The 23,102-nt window shown below is 63.9% G+C and carries 19 protein-coding genes and 2 pseudogenes; 10 read left to right on the forward strand and 11 right to left on the reverse strand.

The annotated features are described in order from the left end of the window. Window positions 1–449 (forward strand): annotated as a pseudogene (locus tag AWC27_RS32685) (PE-PGRS family protein); the annotation flags it as partial. 23 nt (window positions 450–472) lie between these two features. Here the strand turns inward: AWC27_RS32685 and AWC27_RS11620 are convergent. Continuing rightward, complete coding sequence (locus tag AWC27_RS11620) at window positions 473–1,060, reverse strand: TetR/AcrR family transcriptional regulator (RefSeq protein ID WP_085670623.1); 588 nt, start codon at window positions 1,058–1,060, stop codon at window positions 473–475. Between the two features lie 100 nt (window positions 1,061–1,160). Between AWC27_RS11620 and AWC27_RS11625 the strand changes: the two genes are divergently transcribed. From AWC27_RS11625 to AWC27_RS11640, 5 genes are all read left to right on the forward strand, one after another. Next, window positions 1,161–1,637 (forward strand): DUF1772 domain-containing protein, encoded by a 477-nt coding sequence (locus AWC27_RS11625; protein WP_085670624.1) that lies wholly within the window; start codon window positions 1,161–1,163, stop codon window positions 1,635–1,637. A gap of 86 nt (window positions 1,638–1,723) precedes the next feature. Continuing rightward, the gene (locus AWC27_RS32690; RefSeq protein WP_264079141.1) at window positions 1,724–1,846 is read left to right on the forward strand and encodes a hypothetical protein; all 123 of its coding nucleotides are present in this window, start codon (window positions 1,724–1,726) and stop codon (window positions 1,844–1,846) included. Between the two features lie 18 nt (window positions 1,847–1,864). Continuing rightward, on the forward strand, window positions 1,865–2,245 hold the full coding sequence (locus AWC27_RS11630) for a DUF4267 domain-containing protein (protein WP_085670637.1): 381 nt from the start codon (window positions 1,865–1,867) through the stop codon (window positions 2,243–2,245). 629 nt (window positions 2,246–2,874) lie between these two features. Beyond that, window positions 2,875–4,059 (forward strand): YcaO-like family protein, encoded by a 1,185-nt coding sequence (locus AWC27_RS11635; RefSeq protein WP_085670625.1) that lies wholly within the window; start codon window positions 2,875–2,877, stop codon window positions 4,057–4,059. After that, entirely contained in the window at window positions 4,056–5,552 is a 1,497-nt protein-coding gene (locus AWC27_RS11640) for a TfuA-like protein (protein WP_085670626.1), read from the forward strand. The genes AWC27_RS11635 and AWC27_RS11640 overlap by 4 nt, the downstream gene beginning before the upstream one ends. Here the strand turns inward: AWC27_RS11640 and AWC27_RS11645 are convergent. Next, on the reverse strand, window positions 5,549–6,742 hold the full coding sequence (locus AWC27_RS11645) for a peptidoglycan-binding domain-containing protein (RefSeq protein ID WP_085670627.1): 1,194 nt from the start codon (window positions 6,740–6,742) through the stop codon (window positions 5,549–5,551). The genes AWC27_RS11640 and AWC27_RS11645 overlap by 4 nt on opposite strands. Window positions 6,743–7,146: 404 nt before the next feature. After that, window positions 7,147–8,238: a DUF2804 family protein gene (locus AWC27_RS11650; RefSeq protein ID WP_245847009.1), complete on the reverse strand. Its 1,092-nt coding sequence runs from the start codon at window positions 8,236–8,238 to the stop codon at window positions 7,147–7,149. A 488-nt stretch (window positions 8,239–8,726) separates the two neighbouring features. Here AWC27_RS11650 and AWC27_RS11655 point away from each other — a divergent pair, with 488 nt between their 5' ends. After that, the gene (locus tag AWC27_RS11655) at window positions 8,727–8,972 is read left to right on the forward strand and encodes a hypothetical protein (RefSeq protein WP_085670629.1); all 246 of its coding nucleotides are present in this window, start codon (window positions 8,727–8,729) and stop codon (window positions 8,970–8,972) included. A gap of 108 nt (window positions 8,973–9,080) precedes the next feature. Next, entirely contained in the window at window positions 9,081–9,944 is an 864-nt protein-coding gene (locus AWC27_RS11660) for a bestrophin family protein (protein ID WP_085670630.1), read from the forward strand. Window positions 9,945–10,016: 72 nt separating this feature from the next. On the opposite strand, the gene AWC27_RS31000 is transcribed toward AWC27_RS11660, so the two are convergent. From AWC27_RS31000 to AWC27_RS11700, 7 genes and pseudogenes are all read right to left on the reverse strand, one after another. Then, window positions 10,017–10,205, reverse strand: coding sequence for a hypothetical protein (locus tag AWC27_RS31000; RefSeq protein ID WP_169726764.1), 189 nt, complete (start codon window positions 10,203–10,205; stop codon window positions 10,017–10,019). 1,038 nt (window positions 10,206–11,243) lie between these two features. Continuing rightward, window positions 11,244–11,966 (reverse strand): annotated as a pseudogene (gene narI / locus AWC27_RS11675) (respiratory nitrate reductase subunit gamma); the annotation flags it as partial. Then, window positions 11,962–12,603 (reverse strand): nitrate reductase molybdenum cofactor assembly chaperone, encoded by a 642-nt coding sequence (narJ, locus tag AWC27_RS11680; protein ID WP_211281609.1) that lies wholly within the window; start codon window positions 12,601–12,603, stop codon window positions 11,962–11,964. The pseudogene narI and the gene narJ, both read right to left, overlap by 5 nt. Then, window positions 12,600–14,252 (reverse strand): nitrate reductase subunit beta, encoded by a 1,653-nt coding sequence (gene narH, locus AWC27_RS11685; RefSeq protein ID WP_085670633.1) that lies wholly within the window; start codon window positions 14,250–14,252, stop codon window positions 12,600–12,602. Before narH ends, narJ begins: the two co-directional genes overlap by 4 nt. Continuing rightward, window positions 14,252–17,932 (reverse strand): nitrate reductase subunit alpha, encoded by a 3,681-nt coding sequence (locus AWC27_RS11690; protein WP_085670634.1) that lies wholly within the window; start codon window positions 17,930–17,932, stop codon window positions 14,252–14,254. Before AWC27_RS11690 ends, narH begins: the two co-directional genes overlap by 1 nt. After that, window positions 17,929–19,083, reverse strand: a complete 1,155-nt coding sequence (locus tag AWC27_RS11695; RefSeq protein ID WP_085670638.1) for a nitrate/nitrite transporter — start codon at window positions 19,081–19,083, stop codon at window positions 17,929–17,931. The genes AWC27_RS11690 and AWC27_RS11695 overlap by 4 nt, the downstream gene beginning before the upstream one ends. A 226-nt stretch (window positions 19,084–19,309) precedes the next feature. Further along, window positions 19,310–20,062 (reverse strand): SDR family NAD(P)-dependent oxidoreductase, encoded by a 753-nt coding sequence (locus AWC27_RS11700; protein ID WP_085670639.1) that lies wholly within the window; start codon window positions 20,060–20,062, stop codon window positions 19,310–19,312. A gap of 183 nt (window positions 20,063–20,245) precedes the next feature. Between AWC27_RS11700 and AWC27_RS11705 the strand changes: the two genes are divergently transcribed. Continuing rightward, on the forward strand, window positions 20,246–21,262 hold the full coding sequence (locus AWC27_RS11705) for a sigma-70 family RNA polymerase sigma factor (protein ID WP_085670635.1): 1,017 nt from the start codon (window positions 20,246–20,248) through the stop codon (window positions 21,260–21,262). Window positions 21,263–21,281: 19 nt separating this feature from the next. On the opposite strand, the gene AWC27_RS11710 is transcribed toward AWC27_RS11705, so the two are convergent. Further along, the gene (locus AWC27_RS11710; RefSeq protein WP_085670636.1) at window positions 21,282–22,055 is read right to left on the reverse strand and encodes a COG4705 family protein; all 774 of its coding nucleotides are present in this window, start codon (window positions 22,053–22,055) and stop codon (window positions 21,282–21,284) included. A gap of 174 nt (window positions 22,056–22,229) precedes the next feature. Here AWC27_RS11710 and AWC27_RS11715 point away from each other — a divergent pair. After that, window positions 22,230–23,102: PPE family protein (locus AWC27_RS11715; protein ID WP_139836934.1), on the forward strand; the 873-nt coding region annotated here is incomplete at its 3' end.

Consider the following 23,102-nt stretch of genomic DNA (forward strand, 5'->3'; position numbering starts at 1 on the left):
GCGGTGCCGCTTCGCGATGGTTGGGCACCGGCGGGAGCGGCGGCCTCGGCGGTGACGGCGGCCGGGGCGGTGCAGCCGGTGGCGGCGGCACGGGCGGTGACGGCGGCAATGGCGGCCGCGCTATCGCCTGGGACCCCGGGCCGAACGTGATGTATGGCGGTAGCGGCGGTTCCGGCGGCATGGGTGGCTCGGGCGGCGCCGGTGGCGGTGGTGGTGTTGCCGGCGTGGGAGGCGTGGGCGGCGCCGGCGGTCAACTACTGGGCGGGCCAGGCATCAACGGCTCCGCTGGAACCGGTGCCGCGGGCGGGACCGGCGGCGCCTTGGGCAGCGGCGGGAGCGCCGGGGCCGGCGGCCCGGTTCCCTCGCCTGGCTCCGGATCCCAGGTCTCGGGCAATGACGGTTCCGCAGGCATCGACGGTGTCGGCGGAGCCGACGGCAAAGCGGGCTAGTTTCCGGGCGGGTGGTCCCAAGTTCATTCCCTGACCTGCCGGCTCGCGAACTGCTTGACCAGCAGCTGGAGACGGTCCGCCTCGTAGGAAGGACGTAGTCGTCCTGTACCGCTGAGGACGACCAGTCCGTGCAGCGCGGCCCAGAAAACTTCGGTGAGCGTGTCAGCGTCTTGTTCGTCAGCGACGAGACGCACCGCTTGGCGCAGCTCGGCAAAGGCCGCCGAAAGCTCAGGCGGTGTGTCTTGGGCGGCGAAGCGCAAGCTGGTCGCACGGCTGAACATAGCGTCGTAAACAGCCGGGTTGTCGCGGGCATAACCCAAATAGGCGTGGCCAATCCGAGAAAGAGCATCGCCCGGCGCGTCAGCGTCGGAGCGGGCGGCCCGAATCACCTCGGCAAGCTCGTCGAACCCGTCGATCGCGACTGCGTCCGAGATTTGTTCCATACCGGCGAAGTGCTTGTACAACACAGGCTGGCTGTATTCGATCTCAGTGGACAGCCGACGGGTGGTGACGGCATCCCAGCCTTCGGCCTCCGCCAGCTTGCGGGCCGTCGTGACTATCAGCCGCCGCCGGGCGGACCGCTCACGCTCTCGTCGATCCTCGATTGCCATAGCGCATGGTAGCACCGATAGAAATGCTAGCGCTGCTATTGACGCACAGATAACCAAGCGTTAGCATTGCTAGCACGCGCCGACCGGGAGGAGTTACGACATGGGCTTGGATCTCCTAACTCGTGCCACCGCACTGATCGCGGTGCTGGGAACCGCCGTGGTCTATGGCACCGATGTGTTTTGCGCGATCGTGCTCCGGCCGGCCTTGGCGTTGGTCGACGACGGCGCCCTGGTGGGCGTCACCGGACGCGTGCACCGGTACGGAGATCGGCGGATGCCGGTGCCCGGGGTGCTCGGGATCGTCGCTACCGCGGCGAGCGCGGTGCTGGCCGCGGTGGCCGCGCACCGGGTGCAGGCGTTCGCGGCGGGCACCGCGTTGGCCCTGCTGTTGATCTGGCTTGCGCTCTATACACGGGTGAGCGCGCCCATCAATCGGCAGCTGACGGCCGCGGCCGAGGCAGGCCAGGTGCTCCCGAACGGGCGTGCGCTACAGGCGAAGTGGGACTCGATGATTGGTGCTCGCGCGGTGCTGCAAGGTCTGGCAGTGGCCGCCCTATGCGTGGCGCTGATGATCTGATACGCCCGCCGCAGATCTATATCACCTGAATCACGTTGAAAGAGACCGACTTATCAACTACCCACCGAGCGCCGACCCCGAAGCAAGTGACGCGGCAGGTCATGGCCAGCCCGGAGTTCGCTGCCGACATGGCCGGTTTCGAGACCGCCGAGATCGTCGACGTTCAGTCGATAGCGCTTGAGCCAACGTCGTTCTCACCGATTAGCTAGACCTCAGGAGTGCTCGAGATGACCGTCACCATCATCGGCTATACGCTCGCCGGACTTCTCGCCGCGGGCATCATCTTCATCGGCGCACGCTTCCTCGTCGCGCCGCGCGTCGCCGCCGCCGGCTACGGGGTGCTTCCAGATCTGAACCAGCTGTCCGTGGGCGCCTACATGGGCGTCAAGGGCGTCCGCGACATCGCATTGGGGTTGTGTGTCATCGTCCTGATGGTCGCCGGCGCGACCCACCTCGTCGGCTGGGTGATGTTGGCCGCCACGATCGTCCCGCTCGCCGACGCGGCGATTGTGCTCGGCATCGGCGGCTCGAAGTCCATCGCCTGGGGAGTCCATGGCGGCACCGCCGCCGTCATGGTCATCACTTCTGCGCTGCTGCTCATGTCCTAAGACTGGGGGAGGACGCCAACCAGGTGGGAGCGGCAGATGGCAGGTGTCCGCGCCACACTGCTCCGACATCGCGATAGTGCAAATTACACACAAAGATGGTGCGAAATGTTGTGTATCACAGGATACATAGATCGTTAGAGTAGCCACCGTGACGGATCAGTCGTATCGCAATCCCTTGCAACGCAAGGCATTTTTAGGCTTTCTGCGAGATCCGCGGCATATGACGGCGATGACGTCGAGGCCGGATCACCGCTGATTGGCTGGTTTCAAAGTTTTGTCCGCCCCTCAATTTCGCTCGTCATCAAAGGCTTTCACGCGAAAGTGATAACGGCTGCGAGAGCGGCGCGCGCCTCACCTGCTGTCCAGATGCACCGCGTACGTGACGAAAGGAGGTGATCTCATGTCACACGAACTGCTGTTCACCGAGCAGGAAGCTTCCTACTCGGCCTATATGCCCGCCTTGTTCAGTTCAGACAATTTCGACCAGTGATACAAGGTGTTCGGCGGGGCCTCATGACGCTGGGTGTGAGGCCCGCCGACCCGTGGCAAGAAGCATTGTGGCCGTGGCGACGTGGGGTGATTTTGACGTGGGCAATGTCTTGGGTCCGGATTGGTCTCATTGGCCCGAAATGGTGCTCGGTCATGCTGATCCGACGACTATCGGGTATCGGGCGGGTACTCACCGGACCATCTCTCCAGAGGAGACATGGCTGGCTCTTCAGCCTGTGTATGAGCGGGCGGGCATAACGCGGGTTGCCGATCTGACGTGGCTGGATGATCTCGGAATCCCGACCGTGCAGGCGGTGCGCCCTGCGTCTTTGACGTTGTCGGTCAGTCAGGGAAAGGCCGCCACCTACCGCGCCGCCCAAGTCTCTGCCGTGATGGAATCCCTGGAGAATTGGCACGCCGAGAATGTCCTACCCGACCTGTTCGCCACGGCCGCAACGAGTTTACCGTCGGCTCCGACCTATGATCCGGCGCAACTGCGTCGTCCACCCGGCAGCCTCTACCACTGCGGGGCCAGCCTTGATTGGATGATCGCTACCACCTTGTTGAGTGGCCGCCGGACCTTTGTGCCCTGGTTGGCCGTTGTTGTCAATGTCGCGGTCGCCGATAGTTGGGATCCGCCGATATTCTCAATGGACACTACGGGGTTGGCGTCAGGCAATAGTTATCACGAAGCGTGTCTGCATGGGTTGTACGAGATCATGGAACGACATGCCCTGGCTACCGCTGAACCGGCGCGGACAATGTTCGAGGTGCCTCTCGACGCTGTTGCGGGCTCGGATTGCGCCGGGTTGGTGCAGAAGATTCGTCGGGCCGGAAGTCAATTGCAGATCACCCAAATCAACACCTGGGACGGCTTCTACTGTTTTAGCGCCGATCTGAGGTCGGCGATGGCCGAATTGCCATTCAGTGGCTACGGACTGCATCACGACCCCAATGTTGCGTTGTCACGGGCGATTACCGAAGCCGCCCAATCGCGCCTGACGGCCATCAGCGGTGCCCGTGAGGATCTGCCTGCCGCCATATACAACCGCTTCGCGCGGGTACACACCTATGCACCAATCCAGCGAACGACGCGGCAACTCCCTGATGCCGGCCCAATATCGTGGAACGTCTCCGGCACCGGCGCGCTTGAGATGTTGGTGTCCTCGGCGGCAACAGCTGTGGCGGACGCAGCCGGCTACGAGCCATTGGCGGTGGTATGCAATTTCGCCGAAGCCTGCGTTCCGGTAGTGAAGGTGATAGCACCCGGGCTGAAGGCGTCGATTTCTTCGCCGATCCGAATTCCATTGCAGGAGATAGCATGACGACCAGCAGACGGGTCGTGGTCACCGCCGGGCCCACCATAGGTGTCGAAGATATCCGCGCGGTGGTGCCCGATGCCGAAGTCGCGCCGCCAATTTCCTTCGGCCAGGCTTTCGGGTACGGATTGCAGCCGGGCGACACGCTGCTGATCATCGACGGATTGTTCTTTCAGCACCCGTCTGTTCGGCACAAGGAGCTACTGACTCTAATCGCCGACGGGATCCGGGTAGTTGGATCTTCCAGCATGGGGGCATTGCGTGCTGCCGAGTTACATCCATTCGGTATGGAGGGCTACGGCTGGGTGTTCGAGAGTTACCGAAGCGGGCTGTTGGAGGCTGACGACGAGGTGGGCATGGTGCACGGAGATCCCGAAGACGGTTACCCCGTCTTTGTTGATGCGCTGGTCAATATCCGTCAAACCGTCGCTGTGGCAGTCGAATCCGGCGCGATGACGAAATTGCTGGCCGCCCGGCTCATCGAAACGGCTCGCAACACACCTTTTACTCTGCGCACCTGGGATCAGCTGCTCAAGGCCGTGGGGGCCCCAGACCGCCCAAAATTGGCACGGCAGCTGCGATCGATGCGGGTCGACATCAAACATGCCGATGCGGTGCTCGCGCTGAATCAAATCGCCCGGCAACCAGGGGATTACGCGGTTCGGCCGGGGCCGCAGCCGACGATCTGGTCTAAGCGGTGGCAGCAGAGATGGGCACCGCCGGTACCGGTGACCGTACCGGACGCAACCGGCGGCAAGTCCGTCGTCGACGTCCTCGACGTGGATGTGCTATCGCTGTTGTGTGTGTGCGCGACCGACCGCTGGGCGTATCTGCCCGCATTGGAACAAGTCGCTGCATGGCACTGGACATTGAGGCACCCCGAGGATCTCGGTAGCGTACGTGACCGCGCAGCGAAGGCTATCGCCGATGAAGGGGCGGAAGTCAGGTACGGCACCTACCGGCGTGCGCTGGAGGCTGTGGCACATCGCCATGCTTTGGTCACCGGCATCATTGACGAGACCGGGTTTCCCAGATCGGTGAGTGAACAATGGCTCACCGCCGTGGAATGTGAGGCCTTACGCGACGACCAGATTGCGGTCGCGGCGCGGATAACAACGCGCACACTGCTTTTCACCCGGTCACTGCCGGCTGTGCAGCATTTCCTCGAGCTTCTGCGCGATGATCCAAGACTGCCCGAATGGCGGAAGGCGGTGGCCTGTGCACTGGCGAAGCGTGCTGAATTAGCCAGCCGAAAACCACATCTCAATCTGAACCGGCCAGATCCCATCCAACTCAAGCGGCTTTTCAGCAGTCGATGGGGTAGACCAGTGGATCGCATTGAAATGGCCCGGCGCGGCCTCATGACCGAAGACGCTTTCTATTCCGCGGCCTCCCTATTCGCCGTAGCTGCCGCCGACAATCAGTTACCGAACATTGAAGTCGGGACCCTCGGGCCGCATCCAGATGTCGATGATGTCGTCGTCAGCAACCTTGTTTAGGCAGCGACTGGGGCAACCCGGGTAGCCCAGTCGCGTACGTGCTGAATTGCGAGGCCAAGATACGTCTGGCCGGGCCAGACCTCGTCAATGTGGTAGCGGATGTGCGGGCCAGTACCAGCGGCCAGGAACGTCAAACCAATTCGTGCTGCCGCAGCTGCGGCCGCGGTGCCGGTCAAGGTGTCGGGGTTACCGAAGCCGATCAACCCGGCCAACCCGCCCAGCAGCAGCGGGATCATGTACTGAGCGATGCCGCCGACCCCGCCGGCGACCGCTTTCAGGGCCGCGGGCACCTCGATGCCGGAATCCTCGGCGATCTCAGGAATGGCGCGCACGATCGCCTGCGCGGCGGTCACGGGGTCGGTGAAGCTGAAGTCAGTCACCATGTCGTAGGCGTCCTGCATGATTTCGCCGGTCTTGCCCCGTGGCACGCGACCGTACATGTCACCGGGCGCACTGATGTTGGTTAGCCAGCAGTGCCGCGCATCACGTACGTCGCCGTAGTGCCATGAGGCGATGCCCTGACCGCCGGGATCCCACCCGTCGAACGGGTAGAAACATCCGCCCGGGGGACGCGTCGGATCGCCGAGCGAAAAGCTGCACAAGTAGTTGTCGGGATGGGTTTCGGCCATCCACTTGCGTAGCCGTGCGGTGACCTCAGCGCCAGCCGAATAGCCGCCAAGGATGACTTTCCTCTTGGGGTTGGCTTGCAGCGCACTGGTGATCATGCTTTGCCCGGCGGTAAGCGCTTCGGCTACCGCCGCGTTCATCGACGGGTCTGCGGGGTTACCGGCGACACCCACCGGCAACCCGCCCATCGTTGCAGCCCACGTTGGATTCTGCTCTTCGACTAGATCAGATACGGCCTGACAGACTCGACTGACGTAGTCCTCACCGATGATGCCGCCGGTGCCGCGATGCACTACCGCCAAGTGACGCGGAGCTGCCGCCCGGGCCGCGGGTGGCGGTGTGCCGGCGGGGGCGGTGTAGCCGGCCCGAGCCGCGGTCACCACATCGAACTCACCGGTCTGCGGCAGCCCCAAGTGAGACTGCAGTTCTTTGACCGAGCGCACTTCGTCGTTGCCGTAATAGCCGTCGACCGGCGGCGCCGAGGTGGGGTACCACCGCTTGAACCAGCCCTGCCAGTAGGTGATCTCTGGCCCGTTCGATCCGGGCCGGTAGGGCAGCGGCATCAGTCACTCGCTTTCTCAACGGATCCTCTGATAGCTATTTCCCCATGACAAGGCCGGGGCAGCGACTCGACAGCCCCAACGTGCAGACCGCGGCGAAGGGGTGACACGAGGCGTTACCCGACGCAAGGCCGCCTTTGCTCCCGATTCAATACGCCCAATCTTGCCCCCATTCTGGCCTCGGGTACAGGGGCGATTTTCTTATTTGGCGGCCGGATGAAGGCAAGCGCCATCTACGCGTATGCAACTAACGCCCTTGTGTCGCAATGTAGTTGGCGATTTCGATTGCGATCGGATTCCCGTCACAAAGGTGGACGTCGGGGCTAAGCTCGCTGCGGTCAACTGCGAGGCTCAGCTCACAACACGTGATCGACAACCCCAGCCCCGCTCCCGCCGTCCCCGCTGGCTTAGACGCGGATGAACTTCTGTTCGCCCATGCCGAACATGCCATCGACCGAAAGGTCGGCGTCGTCGGTGTGGATCCGGCCTTCGTACCAGCCGAAGGGGGCGTAATACTCGGCGAGCGATCGGCGCGGGCCGACGTGCAGCTCGGAACGAACGGTCGGCGTGAACCGCACATCGACCTGGCCCGACCCGTCGGCATCGCGCACGATCCAGGAACCCCAGGGCCCGTCGGGCCGTTCCACGTGGACCGCGGGCAGGCGGTGGACCCGGTCGCCGAGCCAGACGGCGTTCTCGTTGTAGCGCTGCGGGTCGCGCACCTGGTTGTCGGTCAGGTTAAAGCCCTCGACCCGGCCCCCATCGCTACAGCGCACCGCGGTCACCCAGTCGTACTGCATAGGCGAGGGGTAGTCCCCGTGGTGGTCGTCGAGGATCATGAACGAACGGTCGGGGTCGAACACGGTGACCTCGGCGCCGGCTCGGAGCGTGCCGGCGAACGGCATCATCGTCTTGTGCGAGTACAGCGCACGATCGTCGGCGAAGGGGTGGCAGATCACCAAGTGTCCCGCCTCACCGGGGCCGCAGCGCCCGGCGCCGTGCAGCTCCAGCGGCGGTAGCGCGCCGCGCCCAGGGTGGCTGGCGTCCACCGCGACCAGGCCCGAGTCCATCTCGTTGGTCAGCTGCAGCGAGAAACGTCCGACGCGACCGTGGGACCGGGTGTGATCCAGGCCGCGAGCCACATGCACCATCGAGGTCGGCACCTTCTGCTCCCACCGACGGATCGTGGCCGCCTGCTTGTCAACGACCAGCACTTGCAGCAGCGAGATCGACTTCGTGTCGTAGACGGCGCCGAGCACGAACACCGCGTCGTCACCCAGCTGGAACGCCTCCCACTCCTTGAGCCGGGCGTTGCGCGCAGCACGCTGCAGGCGACCTCGAACTCCGGTGGCGGTGACAACGTCGAGAGGGTTGATCTGCGCGATCGGGCCGTTGTAGGTGCCGAACCGGTAGCGACCATCACGCACCAGCTCGGGAGGTGGCGGCTCGTGTGTGCGTACCAGGCCGGACGGGCCGGTCGGCGGGGTCTCGGTGTCCACCGCCGGAGCGTACCGGAGAGCTAGCACCTCTGGGGTACTGGTAACCCGCCATATTCGGTTCCGCCATATTCCTCCGACACGATCCGTGAACCCTCCACGGATCGGCGAGGGGAGGGGCAGATCGCGATCGTTGAGCACGCCGGCCTGGGCTCCCATTGGTCTCTCGATGATGGTGTGCGCCGGCTTGAGGCAATCGGTCCGCGCGGCGGCGCCGAACGTTCCATGCGGCTGCTCCCGCGTGAATCTTGGGTCTTGCAGTCGAGTCGGGGGGCCGTGAAGTTGCTTGTTAGAGAAACTGTTTCGACGTGACGCGGCGGTAGGGTGCCGCTAGCCGAGCATGGTTGGCGCACAGCACGACTCTGTGCTGTGACCGTTAGCGATCGTTGCCGCAATCGCGATTTCGCGCTCGTATCTTGGATATACGAGAATGCCTCGGCGTTCGACCCATTCAACGCCTATCGGCGTCGGCAAGCCTTGGGGGCTGTGATATGACCACCGCAGTCGGCGCGTACGACCCAGTCGAGAAATACGCGGCCTACGAGCACGACGATTTCCTCTCGGCGGTTGCCAGCATCAACGCATTTGGCTGCCGAGGGGACACCGTTCTCGTCGAATCGAAGCCGCGTTGGCGACCCACCGAAGAAGAGATCGTGCGCGCGGCGATCACAGTGATTTCGGCATCCCTCATGGTGCTGATCGGCCTCGTCGCGGGTGCGATCTTGACGATGGGTTAGCAGCCGGATACGCCGGCGGGGAGCGCGCGACAGCCGTCTCCTTCGAGACCCTCAGGAGAGCCCTGCGCCCGCGCCTGAACCCTCGATCCCTACTACGCGAAATTGATTATGATCCAATACGATTCGCACAAATGGCTGGACCACTTTTTTGACATCCGCGGCTCGCTGGTCCGGGAGATCAGCGGCCGAGTCTCCCTATGCGTAGCTTGGTCGGCGGCGGTTGTCACCTTTCACAAGTATGTCGCTCCAGTCGGCATGCCGATCCAACTACACACACTGATGGGCCTCGCCCTCGGTCTCCTTCTGGTGTTCCGCACCAGCTCCAGCTATGACCGTTTCTGGGAGGGACGCAAACTATGGGGAGGGATCGTGAATGAAACACGGAACCTAGTCCGGAGCGCCAGCGTATACATCAAGGGGGATCCGGCGCTGGTCGCCCGACTCGCCCGATGGACAGCCGCCTTTCCCTGGGCGGCCATGCACAGCCTGCGCGGTACCGAAGGCCTCGGGCCACAACTCACTGAACTTCCGCCCACCGAGGCGCAGGAGGCGGTCGACGCCCAGCATCCCGCTCTCGCTGTCGCCGGCAACATGTCCGATTGCCTCCGGGAGGCGCGCGAGCGCGGCCTGATTTCTGACATCATGCTCACGTCGATGGACCAGAACATCCAGCTATTGATCGACTACCTCGGCGGCTGCGAACGAATTCGCAAGACGCCCATGCCCTTCGCCTACGCCGTTCACCTGCGCCGCTCGCTCGTACTTTATTGCTTCACTCTCCCCTTCGCCATGGTCGAGACCTTCGGCTGGACGACCATTGTCGACGTCCTTATCATCGCTTACACCCTCTTCGGCATCGAGGAAATCGGTGTCGAGATCGAAGGCCCCTTCGGGCATGACGCAAACGACCTCCCCATCGAGGACATCTGCGAAACGATCCACAAGAACGTCTACGCCCAGGCGGGTATTTAAGAAGCGGGGGTGCCAAACCGCCACTGACAACCCGACGCACCGGAAGTCGTTCGGACGAGCAAAGCCGGCCATTCATGCGGCCACCGCGGCGACATCGGGGTCGAAGTGCAAGGCGATCAGATGGTCGGGTGTCGTCGCCGATCCGGAACGTGTCGGGCTCCAGATCAGCATGGGCGATGGGCAGATCGCCGCGATTTGCCGCAACTGGAACGCGGGAACTCCGTAGCGGGCCTCAACACAAGTGCAGCGGGTGAGGGGCATTCGGATCCGTGATTGACCGGATGGCAAAGGCCTACTCTACTTGACATAATGTCGCTTATCGGCAAAAGGCAGGTGGCTGGACGAGTTGGCTGGATGAAAGACTCGCACCTCTTGACGATTGAATTGGCTCATTCCCCAGCGGATCTACGCCGCTGCGCCCCGCCGGCCAGCACGGAATAGAGAACCACCGAGAACGGATGCAAGGTTCCTGCGGGCGGTTGGCCACTGTCCGATTGCCGCCGAATCTGTTGCGCATGGGTCGAGGTGGTGAAACCTTGAGCGAACCCCAGGGCCGGCCACATAGCCGTCCCGGCGCGGCCGGCAATACGTCACTGTGACGAATTGCTTTGGGGCCGCGGGCTTTCCAACTGCTTGCGTTGACTGGGTCACGCGACCGCGGACGAGCGCCCGCTCTGCGGTCCGCAGAATCATCCGAAATCCCAAGCCGATGCCGTGGCCATAGAGCCGTGTCAGTAACTCGGCCAGGAACGGGCTTTTCACTTCGAAGCTGCTTGAGCACAGGACTTCGGTGCCCCCGGGAATTTCTCGGAGGATCATCGATCCACCGTCGTGCTGCGCTGGCGGTATGGTCGACAACGCTTGCACCTTGCCCCAGTTCCTTCCGTCCACAACCCAGTCGAACACCTCGTCGATTGGCGCAGCTACGGCGCGCCGCACGTGGACTGTGTGCATCGTCGTCCCGTCTGACCTCAACAAGCACGGGCGGATTCCTATCAGGATTGTGTACGCCACGACGCCGAATTGGAACTCTGGTTATCCGGTGTTTCGGAGAGCATCCGATGTGCCGTCCTGAGCCGCGGCCACAGCCCGCCTCGCCCCGCCCGTCACCTCCTTGTCCCGCCCCACTTCCACTGATATGCCCCTCACACGCCGTTCAATATGTCACGGTGACGAAATATGCTGGGCCGCAGGACCATTGGAAAATTGTGTCTACTGCACCGCGGATCAGCCAACAGGCCTCGTTGCGCCCTGCACCACAACGATCCGGGGCTGGCGGGCGAGGTTGTGCTTGCCCAGTCACCATCCGCGCTGGCGCGCACGCGTCGCAATAACGTCGCGATGATGTCTGGCGCCTCGGCTGCGATAAATGATGTACGGCCGGAAGAGATATCCGACGGGTGCGCTGAACGCGTGCACGAGGCGGGTAAACGGCCACAAGGCGAACAGCGCGAGACCGATGAGTACGTGTAGTTGGTAGTACAACGGCGCCTCGGCCATCAGGTCGCCGCGGGGCTGCAACACCCAGATCGAGCGGAACCACACCGATACCGATTCGCGGTAGTTGTACGCCTGGCCGAATACACCGGAACCCAATGCGGTGGCGTATAAGCCGGCACCGATCGCGGCCACCAGCACGACGTACATCACCTTGTCGTTGACTGTCGTCGCCATGAACACCGGGCCGGTGCTACGTCGCCGGGCGATCAGCAATGCCGCGCCGACGAGCGTTGCTATTCCGGCGATGGTGCCCAGCGCGATGGCCTGCAGGTGATAGGTGTGTTCGCTCATACCGACTGCGCTCGTCCATGACTCGGGAATCACCAGACCGGTCACATGTCCGGCCACCACCACGAGGATGCCGAAGTGGAACAGCGGGCTGGCGATGCGCAGCAGCCGGACCTCGTAAAGCTGGGACGATCGTGTGGTCCAGCCGAATTTGTCGTAGCGGTAACGCCACACGCTGCCAACGACGGCGATCGCGAGCGTCAAATATGGCGCGACGTCCCAAAAGATTTCACCGAGCACTCCGGCGGGCTCCTTCCGGACGTCTGGGCGGCACAGTCAACGTGAATGGCTGCAAGCCAACGGCTTCCACGGGCGGACCAGCCTCGGCGAGCCGACGGGCCCGTCGCGCCTCGGTATCGGTCGTGGCCGGCAGCGTGGCCAGCACGGCGGCAACGGCGTGCTGATACGCCGACTCGGCGTCGACGAGCGCTTGATGCAGGACATCGATGGGCAGTCGGTGCTCGATCAGCAGCCGCCGTCCAGCACCGGGGTCTACGTTCGCGGCGAACTCGAGCACCACGGGCAGGTAGTCGGGCGACTCGTCGTTGGGCGGCGCGACGCCGGCGTCGCGATACGCCGCCGCGAATTGCAGCATCGCGGCGCCCCGGTTGCGGGTGTCTCCCGCCGTCCAGTAGGTCAGGTACATCGTGGTACTGCGGCGCAGGTCGAACGTGTCGACGTAATCGGCGGCCTGCGTGACGGGACCGGCGCAGCGTAAGGCCTGTGCTGTGCGCCGAAGGCGTTCTGCCTGGGCACCTTTGATGTGCGCTAACAACTCGTCGGCGTCGGCAAGACGCTTGCCGTCGGGATACCCGAGCAGCAGCGACGCGCACTGCCACACCAACCTGTCCTGCATTGCGGGTCTTCTCATCGCTGCGAACCCTCACGCGGGAACATACCTACCGGCACGCCACGGCCATCCCAGTTGAGCAGGTTGACCCGCGACGGCCGTTCGGCGTTGGCGGCCATCCCCTCGGTCGTCTGCCGGTGCCGCAATGCGTGGAACGTCTCGACCGCAACGGGCACCGGTCCCCCACTGGCCTCTCCGAACGGCCCTGATTCGTACATGCCCGGCCCGCCCTCGAACGACAGTGCGCAACCGGGCTCCTCTACGCTTTCGCCCTCGACCGGGTATGCGGTTGGAATCACGTAGCGCTCTTCGTATTTGGCGAGCGCCAGCAGGCGGTACATCTGGTAGATCTGTTCCTCGGTCATCCCCACCGACTGCGGGATGTGCGGCTGGGTCTGACGGCCGAGGCTGATGTCGCGCATGTAGGAGCGCATCGCGGCCAGCCGGCGCAACACCGATTCGACAACGGCGGTGTCGCCGGCGGTGAACAGCCCAGCCAGATACTCGAGCGGGATTCGCAGCGCCTCAATCGCGCCGAACAGGTTACCCAACTCCTCGCCGTCGTGCCCGTCGCGACTGATCGCATCGACCACGGGTGACAGCGGCGGGATGTACCACACCATGGGCATCGTGCGGAACTCCGGGTGCAGCGGGAGCGCCACCCGATAGGTGTTGATCAGCGCATACACCGGTGAGCGCTGCGCAGCCTCTATCCATTCGTCGGAGATGCCCTCGGCCCGGGCGGCGGCAATGACGTGAGGGTCGCTGGGGTCTAACAAGATTCGCCGGTGTGCCTCGTACAGCTCCTGGTCGTTTTCCACCGAGGCCGCTGCCGATACGGCGTCAACGTCATAGAGGACGAGGCCAAGGTAGCGCAGCCGGCCGACGCACGTTTCCGAGCAGACCGTCGGCAGCCCCACCTCGAGTCGCGGGTAACACAGCGTGCACTTTTCGGCTTTGCCGGTCTTGTGGTTGAAGTACACCTTTTTATAGGGACAGCCCGACACGCACATCCGCCAGCCCCGGCACCGGTCCTGGTCGACCAGCACGATCCCGTCCTCGGTGCGTTTGTACATCGCCCCGGAAGGACAGGACGCCACGCAAGATGGGTTCAGGCAATGCTCGCAGATCCGGGGCAGGTAGAACATGAAAGTCTGCTCGAGCTGCAATTTGACCTGCGCGCTCACATTTTTCAGCACCGGATCGTCGGGCAGGATTTCAGCCGAGCCGGCGAGGTTGTCGTCCCAGTTGGCCGACCAGGACACCTTCATGGGCTTGCCGCTGATCAGGCTGCGCGGCGGGGCAACCGGCATCTGCTCCCCCAGGGGCGCGTTGATCAGGTTTTCGTAGTCGTAGGTCCACGGCTCGTAATAGTCGGTGATCGCAGGCATCTTCGGGTTGGCGAAGATGCGCAGCAGCTTCGCGATCCGCCCGCCGTCGCGCAGCCGCAGCCGTCCGCGCCGGTCGCGTTTCCAGCCGCCGCGCCAGCGGTCCTGGTCTTCATAGGTACGCGGATATCCTTGGCCCGGGCGGGTTTCGACGTTGTTGAACCAGACGTATTCGGTTCCTGGCCGGTTGGTCCAGGCCTGCTTGCAGGTGACCGAACAAGTGTGGCAGCCGATGCACTTGTCGAGGTTCATCACCATCGCCATCTGTGCCATGACTTGCATCAGTACCGCACCTCCTGGGACCGGCGGCGCACGACGGTTATTTCGTCGCGTTGGTTGCCGGTGGGGCCAAGGTAGTTGAACGCGAACGACGTCTGCGCATAACCGCCGGCCAGGTGACTGGGCTTGATGAGCAGCCGCGTCAGCGAATTATGGATCCCGCCACGGTTACCCGTCGTCTCTGACAGCGGGGTGTCAATGGTGCGTTCCTGAGCGTGATAAACGTAGACGACGCCGTCGGGCATCCGGTGGGTCACGATGGCCCGGCACACCAAGACACCGTTCCGGTTGACGGCCTCCACCCAATCATTGTCGGATACACCGATTTTCGCGGCATCGGCCAGACTCATCCACATGGTGGGCCCGCCCCGCGACAGCGACAGCATCAACAGATTGTCTTGGTATTCGGAGTGAATCGACCATTTGGAGTGGGGAGTCAGATAGCGCACGGTCAGCGCGACCCCGTCGTCGACGTGCTGCTCGCCGAACAGCCGCGACATGTCCAGCGGCGGCCGATAGACGGGCAGCTGTTCGCCCAGTTCCTCGAGCCAGTCGTGGTCGAGGTAGAAGTGCATCCGCCCGGTCAGCGTGTGAAATGGCTTGAGCTCCTCGATGTTCACAGTGAACGGCGCGTACCGGCGCCCTCCGGTTTCGCTACCCGACCACTCCGGGCTGGTGATCACCGGCATCGGACGAGCCTGGGTGTCGGCGTAGGTGATGCGTCGTTCCTCACTGCCTTCGGCCAAGTGCACCAGCGACCGGCCGGTGCGCTCCTCCAGCTCCCGAAATCCCTGAACCGCCAACCTGCCGTTAGTCGTACCCGACAGAGCCAGGATGACGTCGGCCATGTGCGCCGCCGTCGTGATCGCCGGCCGGCCCTCGGCCGCACCGGAATCCATTACACCGAACCGGGCGGCCAGCTCGTCGACTTCTTTGGTGGGATGTGTGGTCAGCCCCTTGGTGGTCAGCCCCAGCGTGTCCACCAGCGGGCCCAGTGCGGCCCACTTGTCGGCGATCGCGGTGTAGTCGCGCTCCACCACAGCCACCGGACCCATCGTCTTACCCGGCACCGGGACCGCCCCGGCCGACCGCCAATCATGTTGGGTTCCCGCGGGATAGGCCATCGCGGCCGGGGTGTCGTGCTGCAGTGCACCAAGGACGACGTCGGTGCGGGTACCCAGATGGTCACGCGCCAACGCCGAGAACGATCGAGCGATCGCGCCGAATGCCTCGTAGTCCGAGCGTGTCTCCCACGGTGGGTCGATTGCCGGGCTGAAGGCGTGCACGAACGGATGCATGTCGGTGCTGGACAGGTCGGCCTTCTCGTACCATGTGGCCGCCGGCAGCACGACATCGGAGAGCAGCGTGGTAGACGTCATCCGGAAGTCGATCGACATCAGTAAATCGAGTTTGCCCTCGGGTATGCCATGGCTGCACACGATGTCGTTGGGCCACAGCGCTTTCGGTGCGGGCTCGGCTTGGAGGTTTGCCGTGGTACCCAGCAGATGACGCAAGAAGTATTCGTTGCCCTTACTCGACGAGCCCAGCAGGTTGGCCCGCCACACGTTGAGCACCCGCGGCCAGTTCGCCGGGTTGTCTGGATCGGTGACAGCAAGGCGTAGGTCCCCCGACGCGAGCTGCTCAGCGACATAGCCGGCGATGTCTTGACCCGCCTCGCGTGCTTGGTCGGCCACATCCAGGCTGGAGCGATCGAACTGTGGATAGAACGGCGTCCAGCCCATGGCCACCGCAGAGGCCATCACGTCCATCGTGTGTTTCCCGGTGAAGCGGCCCCGACCGACCGGGCTGGCCAACGCGTCGGCACGGTAGCCGTCGTAACGCCACTGGTCGGTGTGGACGTACCAATACGACGTACCGGCCATCTGCCGCGGCGGGCGCGACCAGTCGGTGGCCATCGCCATCGTCGCCCAGCCCGTGACTGGGCGGCACTTCTCCTGACCGACATAGTGCGCCCATCCGCCACCGTTGCGGCCCATCGATCCGGTGAGCAGCAGCAGCGACAACACCGCGCGGTAGGTCGCGTCACCGTGGAACCATTGGCAGATTCCGGCACCCATGATGATCATCGACCGGCCACCCGATTCCTCTGCGTTGCGGGCGAATTCGCGCGCAACCCGAATCGCCTGCGCTGCCGACACCCCGGTGATGGCCTCTTGCCAGGCCGGCGTGTAGGGAGTCGCCGCATCGTCGTAACCGGATGGCCACTCACCGGGCAGTCCCGGTCGAGCCACCCCGTACTGGGCAAGCATCAGGTCAAACACGGTGCACACCAGGTGTTCACCCACCTGCCGCACCGGCACCCCGCGGCTCAGCGTCGTACCGTGCCCGTCGAACGTGGCGAAATACGGCAGTTCGATGACGGCGGTCTCGCTGCTGTCGTGGTGGGCGACCGTGAGAGCTGGCACCAGATCGCCTAGATCCAGATTCCACTTGCCCACGCCGTCGGCGCCGAACCGGAAGCCCAGGGAGCCGTGCGGCACCGCCACCGTGTCGGTGGCACCGTCCAGCAGTGCGGGTTTGAACGCAGAGTTCTCTACGGCTCCCGCGTCTGTGCCGAGATCGGCGGCGGTGAGGAACTTTCCGGGCACCAAGGTGTCGCCGCGGCGCTCGAGTTTCACCAGGAAGGGCAGGTCGGTGTACTGGCGCACGTAGTCGACGAAGAATGGAACCCGTTTGTGCACAAAACATTCCGATAGGATCACGTGGCACATCGCCATAGCCAGTGCGCCGTCGGTGCCCGCCGCGCACGGCATCCACTCGTCGGCGAATTTGGTGTTGTCGGCATAGTCAGGGCTGACCGTGACGACCTTGGTGCCGCGGTAGCGCACCTCGGCCATCCAATGCGCATCGGGGGTGCGAGTAACCGGAACGTTGGAGCCCCACATCACCAAATAGTTTGCGTCCCACCAGTCTCCGGACTCCGGGACGTCGGTTTGATCCCCGAACACCTGCGGAGAGGCCACCGGCAAGTCGGCGTACCAATCGTAGAATGACGTCATCACGCCGCCGAGCAACTCGACGAATCGCGATCCAGCCGCGTGGCTGACCATGGACATCGCCGGTATCGGCGAAAAACCCGCTACCCGGTCCGGGCCGTACGTCTTGATCGTGTGCACATGTGCGGCCGCGATCATCTCGGTGGCTTCGGCCCACGTCACGCGCACCAATCCGCCCTTGCCGCGGGCATTCTGGTAGCGACGCCGCCGCTGCGGGTCGGCCTGGATATCGGCCCACGCCAGCACCGGATCGCCCAACCGGGCCTTGGCTTCCCGATACATTTCGACCAATACGCCACGCGCGTACGGATGGCGCACCCGGGTGGGCGAGTAGGTGTACCAAGAGAACGCCGCGCCGCGTGGGCAACCGCGCGGTTCATATTCGGGTCGGTCCGGGCCGACCGAGGGATAGTCGGTTTCCTGGGTCTCCCAGGTGATAATGCCGTCCTTGACGTAGATCTTCCACGAGCACGACCCAGTGCAGTTGACCCCATGCGTGGAGCGGACGACCTTGTCGTGACTCCATCGGTCGCGGTAGAACACATCGCCCTCGCGCCCACCGTGGCGCGTCACCGTCCGCAGATCGTCTGAGAACTCACCGGGTGTGAAGAAGCGGCCGCTGAGCTCGAGCAGCTGCTCAAGAACTCCACCAGTGCGGGGCCTCACGCGGGCGCCTTTTCCGGCTCACCCACGCGCTCATGAGATTTCAGCCGCAGCGCTGTGTAGCCGAACGCCAGCACCGCCGTGATCACCAGCAGCAGCAGCCCGATCGTGTAGTCGTTGTGCACCGGGTCGTAGGTCGCACCCATCACCAGCGGCGGGAAGTAGCCACCCAATCCCCCTGCGGCAGCAACGATTCCGGTGACAGAACCTACCGATGACGCTGGTGCGCGCCGGGCCACCCAGGCGAACACTCCGCCGGTCCCGATGCCCAAGAACACCGCCAGCGTGATGAACGTTGCGGCCGACCACTTGTCCGGCGGCGGCTGAAACACCGCGACCAGCGCCATTACCGCCACGCCGGCCAATGAGGCCAGCACAACGTATTTGGGGGCGATACGGTCGGCCAGCGCCCCGCCCACCGGGCGCGCCAGCACCGCCGCCAACGCGAACCCCGCAGTGCGGGCCCCGGCATCCACCGGGGAGAACCCGTAGATGGTTTTGATGTAGGTGGGCAAGTAGGTGCTGAACGCCACGAATCCGCCGAACACCACCGCATAGAGCAACGCCATCTCCCACGTCACCCGCAATCGCGCAGCGGCCTTGAGCTTTGGCAGCACCGGATCGGTGTTAGGGACGAAATACGGAGCGTTTCGCAGCACCGCCATGCCCACCAGCGCCGTCAGCGCCAACAGCACCGCGATGATGACGTGGGTGGTGAACAGCCCGAACCAGCGCACGAAGCGCGGTGTGAAAAACGCGGACACCGCCGTGCCGACCATCCCCATCCCGAACACACCCGTGGCGAAACCACGGCGAGCCGGCTCATACCAGTTGTTGGCGAACGGGATGCCGACCGCAAATATCGTGCCCGGCAGGCCGAGGAAAAATCCGCATAGCAGCAACAGCGGAAACGACTTCGCCGCTGCGGCCGCCCCCACCCCGAGTACCGGGCCGACCGCCACCAGCGATACCGCGATCAGCATGACTCGCCCACCGAAGCGGTCCGTCAGCGGTCCGGTAACGATGCGTCCCAGCGATCCCACCAGAATCGGCGTGGCAACCAGCAACGATGCCGCGGCACTGCTCAGATGCATCTCCTTGGCGTAGGTGGTCGACATTGGGCCGATCACATTCCACGCCCAAAAGCACACCATTGACACCCAGGTGGCCAACACCAAATTCACTCGCTGCGGCGCGGCTACTGACCGGTCCACAATGTTCACCGGCTCAGATAACCACGCCGCGCCGTCGCAGGCGCGAACCCCGGGAAAACCTTGCCGAGCCTCGCCGTTGGGCGATTTTCTTCGACATGACGTCATGTAAACATCAGGAACCCGGTTCCAGTGAGGGGCCAAGTACCTGCCGCCTGAGGGCCGAATGTCACTGAGGAGTCAGGCTCTGCAGCCCGGCAGAGGTCAGTATGTAGCCCAGGTCCGTGGTGGTCGGGTCTGCCAGCACCAGGTCCACCACGGCCGAGCCGGCGATCTCTGGAGTGAGCACCGCACCGAGCTGCCGCAGATAGGCCTCCTCGCTCTGTCCACTGCGCGCGGCATAAGCACGAATCCCGCGCCTGCCGACGTCCCCGAATGGCGTCATTCGGGGCAGGACAGTTGTGAAGGTAATGCCCAGCCCGGCCCGACGCGACTCGTCCTGGGCGTATTGCGCGATAAACCGTTGCGTGGCTTTGGATCCGGCATAGCCTCCGCTGGCCGGCGACCCGTTGATTGCCGCACCGCTGCTCACAACCACCACACGGCTGCCTGGCGTCATGGGTTTCAGCAGCGCCTCACGCAACCAGGTAAAGGCTATCTTGACGTCGTTGTGCCAGGTGGCGGAGAAGGTTTCCCAGGTTTGATGCTGAAGCGGACGCATCACCGGACTTGCACCAGCGACCACCACGAGAATCGATGGCTCGTAGCGGTCGAACAGATCGCAGGCCACCGCGGGATCGGTGGCATCGGCAACCTCGGTTGTAATGTTCGCGCTGATGTCAGACAGCTCGGCAAGCACCGGCCCAGTCCGGGCCACCGCGATCACCGCCGCACCGGCTGCAGCGAACCTCAGCGCGATGCCACGGCCCAAGCCCCGGCTCGCCCCGACGACGATGGTTGTCTTATCCGACAAATCGCTCACGATCATGCTCCCTCTGTCTAGCAATGAATTTCGGTGGCATAAACCGGCCTGCGGCGCACCGCTTTGCCGTCGAAGATGTAGATGTCGCCGCGTCGCAAAAATAGGCGGTGAATCTGCGCCCATTTCGCCGCTCCGCCGGTGTCAATACTGGAAGAGCATGACGCGAGGGTGGAGTGGTGAAACGTGGCAACAATCGACCTGATCAGCCGCTCGCGTGCCGGGGACGGCGATGCGTTCCGGGATCTGACCGAGCCGCACCGGCACGAGCTACTGGTGCACTGTTACCGAATGCTGGGATCCCTGCAGGATGCCGAAGATATGTTGCAGGACACGCTGCTGGCCGCATGGCAAGGTCTCGACGGGTTCGAAGGACGCGCCTCGATCCGCACGTGGCTGTATCGCATAGCGACCAACCGCTGCCTCAACGCGCTGCGCTCGGCCAACCGCCGTCCGGCCAAGGAGTGGAACATCTCCGAGAATGAGCTGCCCGAGCGGAGCAAGCTTGGCGAAATCGTATGGCTCGAGCCATATCCCGACACGCTCATGCAGGGTGGGCTCGAGGCACCGCTGGGCCCGGAGGCCCGCTACGAACAAAGCGAGGCGATCTCGCTGGCTTTCGTGACCGCCCTGCAGATCCTGCCCGCCCGCCAGCGCGCCGTGCTCATCATGCGCGAGGTCCTTGGATACCGCGCCGCCGAGGTCGCCGACATGCTCGGCACGACAGTCGTCTCGGTGAACAGTGCCCTCAAGCGGGCCCGCGTCAACCTCAACCAACATCTGCCGGCCGACCGCGGCGAACCCCCTCCCACCCCCGATTCACCCGCCGAGCGGGCGCTGGTGGCCAAATTCGTTCGCGCCTACGAAGCCGGCGATGTCGATGAACTGGTCGCGCTGCTGACCGACGACGCCTATATCTCTATGCCACCGATTCCCCTCGAATATCATGGCCGCAATGTCGTTGCTCGCTTCTACGCCGCCGTTTTTCGCCCCGGCGGGACGTATGACCTGGTGCCAACCCGGGCTAACGGTCAGCTGGCTTTCGGAGCCTACCGTCGTGCTGCCAATGGCGGCATCCGCCATGGAGCCGGCCTGCTCGTCCTGACCGTCACCGGCGACCGCATTTGCGCGATGACCCGCTTCGATAACGACATGCTGCCGTGGTTCGGTCTGCCGTGTTCCTTGCCTCGGCGGCCCTCATGACGCTGAAACTATTTGTACATCAAGCTCTTTCGGCCCGACCCAGGTGCCGTCCGGGACGCTGTGGCAGAACAACGATCAATACGATGATGATGGCCGCGATCACCGCTGAGGCCAGCGGACGACTTAGCGCGAGACCACCCTCGGCCACTGGCTTATCAACGAAATCACCCACCGTCGCGCCCAGTGGCCGGGTCAGAATGAAAGCGACCCAGAACAAGACGACACGCGAAACACTGGTCCAAAAGTAGAGGCCCACGACCACGATAAGGGCCGCGGCGAAGACCAAAGCGCCACGTTCGTAACCAAATCCGGGAGTGTCGGCGAGCCAATCCCCCAGCGCGGTGCCCAGCGTCTGCGAAAACGTAATGGTCGCCCAGTAGAACGCCTCTACTTTCGGCGTCGAAACGCTGCTGACCGAGACGGTTCCCTGCGACCAACGCCAAAAGGCAAGGATCGCCAAGAGACAAGTAAGAAGCAGTAGCGATCCGCCCGCGTAGCCGATGCCCAGCGACCGGTCCGCGAAATCGGCCAACGTGGTTCCGAACGTCGTTGATGCCACGATCGTCGCCCAGTAGAGACTCGCATGGAAATGCTTCGCGTAGAGCTGCGCGGCAACGAGCACGACCAGCGCGACACCGAACAGCACTACCCCGGCCACATAGCCCCAATTCAGGGTCATGGTGACGGTGTCCCCACCCGTCTCACCCAATGTCGTCGCCAAGATCTTGATCACCCAAAAGCCCAGAGTGACCGCTGGCACCTTGGTCAGTGCCGGGCTCCTGGCGTCACTCATGTGGTGTTCGGGCGAGGAAAAGAGGCCACGTTATCACACGGTATAGGTCTGCGGATCATATCTGGGAATGTATTGAATAACCCATCGGATCGGATATGGATATGTATCGTGTGTGACACGACGCCTCAGACTAGGGCCGTATCGGGCTATATCGGGTTAGAAAGGTAGTGGCTGATGAACTTCCTGGTGCTGCCACCAGAAATCAATTCCCTGCGGATGTTTTCCGGTGCCGGCTCGGCTCCGATGTTGGAGGCCGCGGCCGCCTGGAACGCGTTGGCCTCCGAGCTCGATTCGGCGGCGGAGTCGTTCGCCTCGACGACCTCCGGGTTGGCCGGCCAGGCATGGCAGGGTGCCGCGTCTCAGGCGATGCTGGCTGCGGCCGCCCCGTATGCCGGCTGGCTGAGCAACGCAGCAACGCAAGCGTCCGGAACGTCCGCCCAGGCTCAGGCCGTCGCCGGTGCGTTCGAATCCGCACTGGCGGCCACGGTGCACCCCGGGCTAGTAGCGGCCAATCGTTCCAACTTCGTGTCCTTGGTCCTGTCGAATCTGTTCGGACAGAACGCCCCCGCGATCGCGGCCGCCGAAAGCATCTACGAAGAGATGTGGGCCCAGGACGTGGCCGCGATGGTCGGCTACCACGCCGGAGCCTCGGCAGCGGCCGCACAGTTACTTGCGCCGGCCCAGGCGTTCGGCAACACGCTGTCCGGGCTGGTGTCCTCCGCCGCGGGAGAGTTGCCCAACTACGGCTACGGCAACGTCGGCCAGGGCAACGTGGGCTTCTTCAACAACGGCACGCTGAACTTCGGCATCAACAACATCAGCCCCAACTTCACCCCCACCAACCCGATCACCCTGTTCGGCGGCGTGGGCATCGCCAACAACGGCGTCTTCAACGTCGGCGGCTGGAACACCGGCAGCGTCAACGTCGGCTTCGGCAACACCAGCCCGCACTTCACCCCGACCAATCCCCTCACCCAATTCGGCAGCCTGGGCCTGTTCAACAACGGCATCAACAACGTCGGCATCGCCAACGTCGGATCCAACAAC

The sequence above is a fragment of the Mycobacterium szulgai genome (assembly GCF_002116635.1).
In the GTDB taxonomy this organism is placed as follows: domain Bacteria; phylum Actinomycetota; class Actinomycetes; order Mycobacteriales; family Mycobacteriaceae; genus Mycobacterium; species Mycobacterium szulgai.

Bases quoted from the DNA above. Each gene is read 5' to 3' on its own strand.
- AWC27_RS11625 (WP_085670624.1), top strand. From the start codon at position 1,161: ATGGGCTTGGATCTCCTAACTCGTGCCACCGCACTGATCGCGGTGCTG.
- narH (WP_085670633.1), bottom strand. From the start codon at position 14,252: ATGCAAGTCATGGCACAGATGGCGATGGTGATGAACCTCGACAAGTGC.
- AWC27_RS11640 (WP_085670626.1), top strand. From the start codon at position 4,056: ATGACGACCAGCAGACGGGTCGTGGTCACCGCCGGGCCCACCATAGGT.
- AWC27_RS11710 (WP_085670636.1), bottom strand. From the start codon at position 22,055: ATGAGTGACGCCAGGAGCCCGGCACTGACCAAGGTGCCAGCGGTCACT.
- AWC27_RS11695 (WP_085670638.1), bottom strand. From the start codon at position 19,083: ATGGTGTGCTTTTGGGCGTGGAATGTGATCGGCCCAATGTCGACCACC.
- AWC27_RS11645 (WP_085670627.1), bottom strand. From the start codon at position 6,742: ATGCCGCTGCCCTACCGGCCCGGATCGAACGGGCCAGAGATCACCTAC.
- AWC27_RS11620 (WP_085670623.1), bottom strand. From the start codon at position 1,060: ATGGCAATCGAGGATCGACGAGAGCGTGAGCGGTCCGCCCGGCGGCGG.
- narJ (WP_211281609.1), bottom strand. From the start codon at position 12,603: ATGAGAAGACCCGCAATGCAGGACAGGTTGGTGTGGCAGTGCGCGTCG.
- AWC27_RS11635 (WP_085670625.1), top strand. From the start codon at position 2,875: ATGGTGCTCGGTCATGCTGATCCGACGACTATCGGGTATCGGGCGGGT.
- AWC27_RS11630 (WP_085670637.1), top strand. From the start codon at position 1,865: ATGACCGTCACCATCATCGGCTATACGCTCGCCGGACTTCTCGCCGCG.
- AWC27_RS11655 (WP_085670629.1), top strand. From the start codon at position 8,727: ATGACCACCGCAGTCGGCGCGTACGACCCAGTCGAGAAATACGCGGCC.
- AWC27_RS11660 (WP_085670630.1), top strand. From the start codon at position 9,081: ATGATCCAATACGATTCGCACAAATGGCTGGACCACTTTTTTGACATC.
- AWC27_RS31000 (WP_169726764.1), bottom strand. From the start codon at position 10,205: ATGCCCCTCACCCGCTGCACTTGTGTTGAGGCCCGCTACGGAGTTCCC.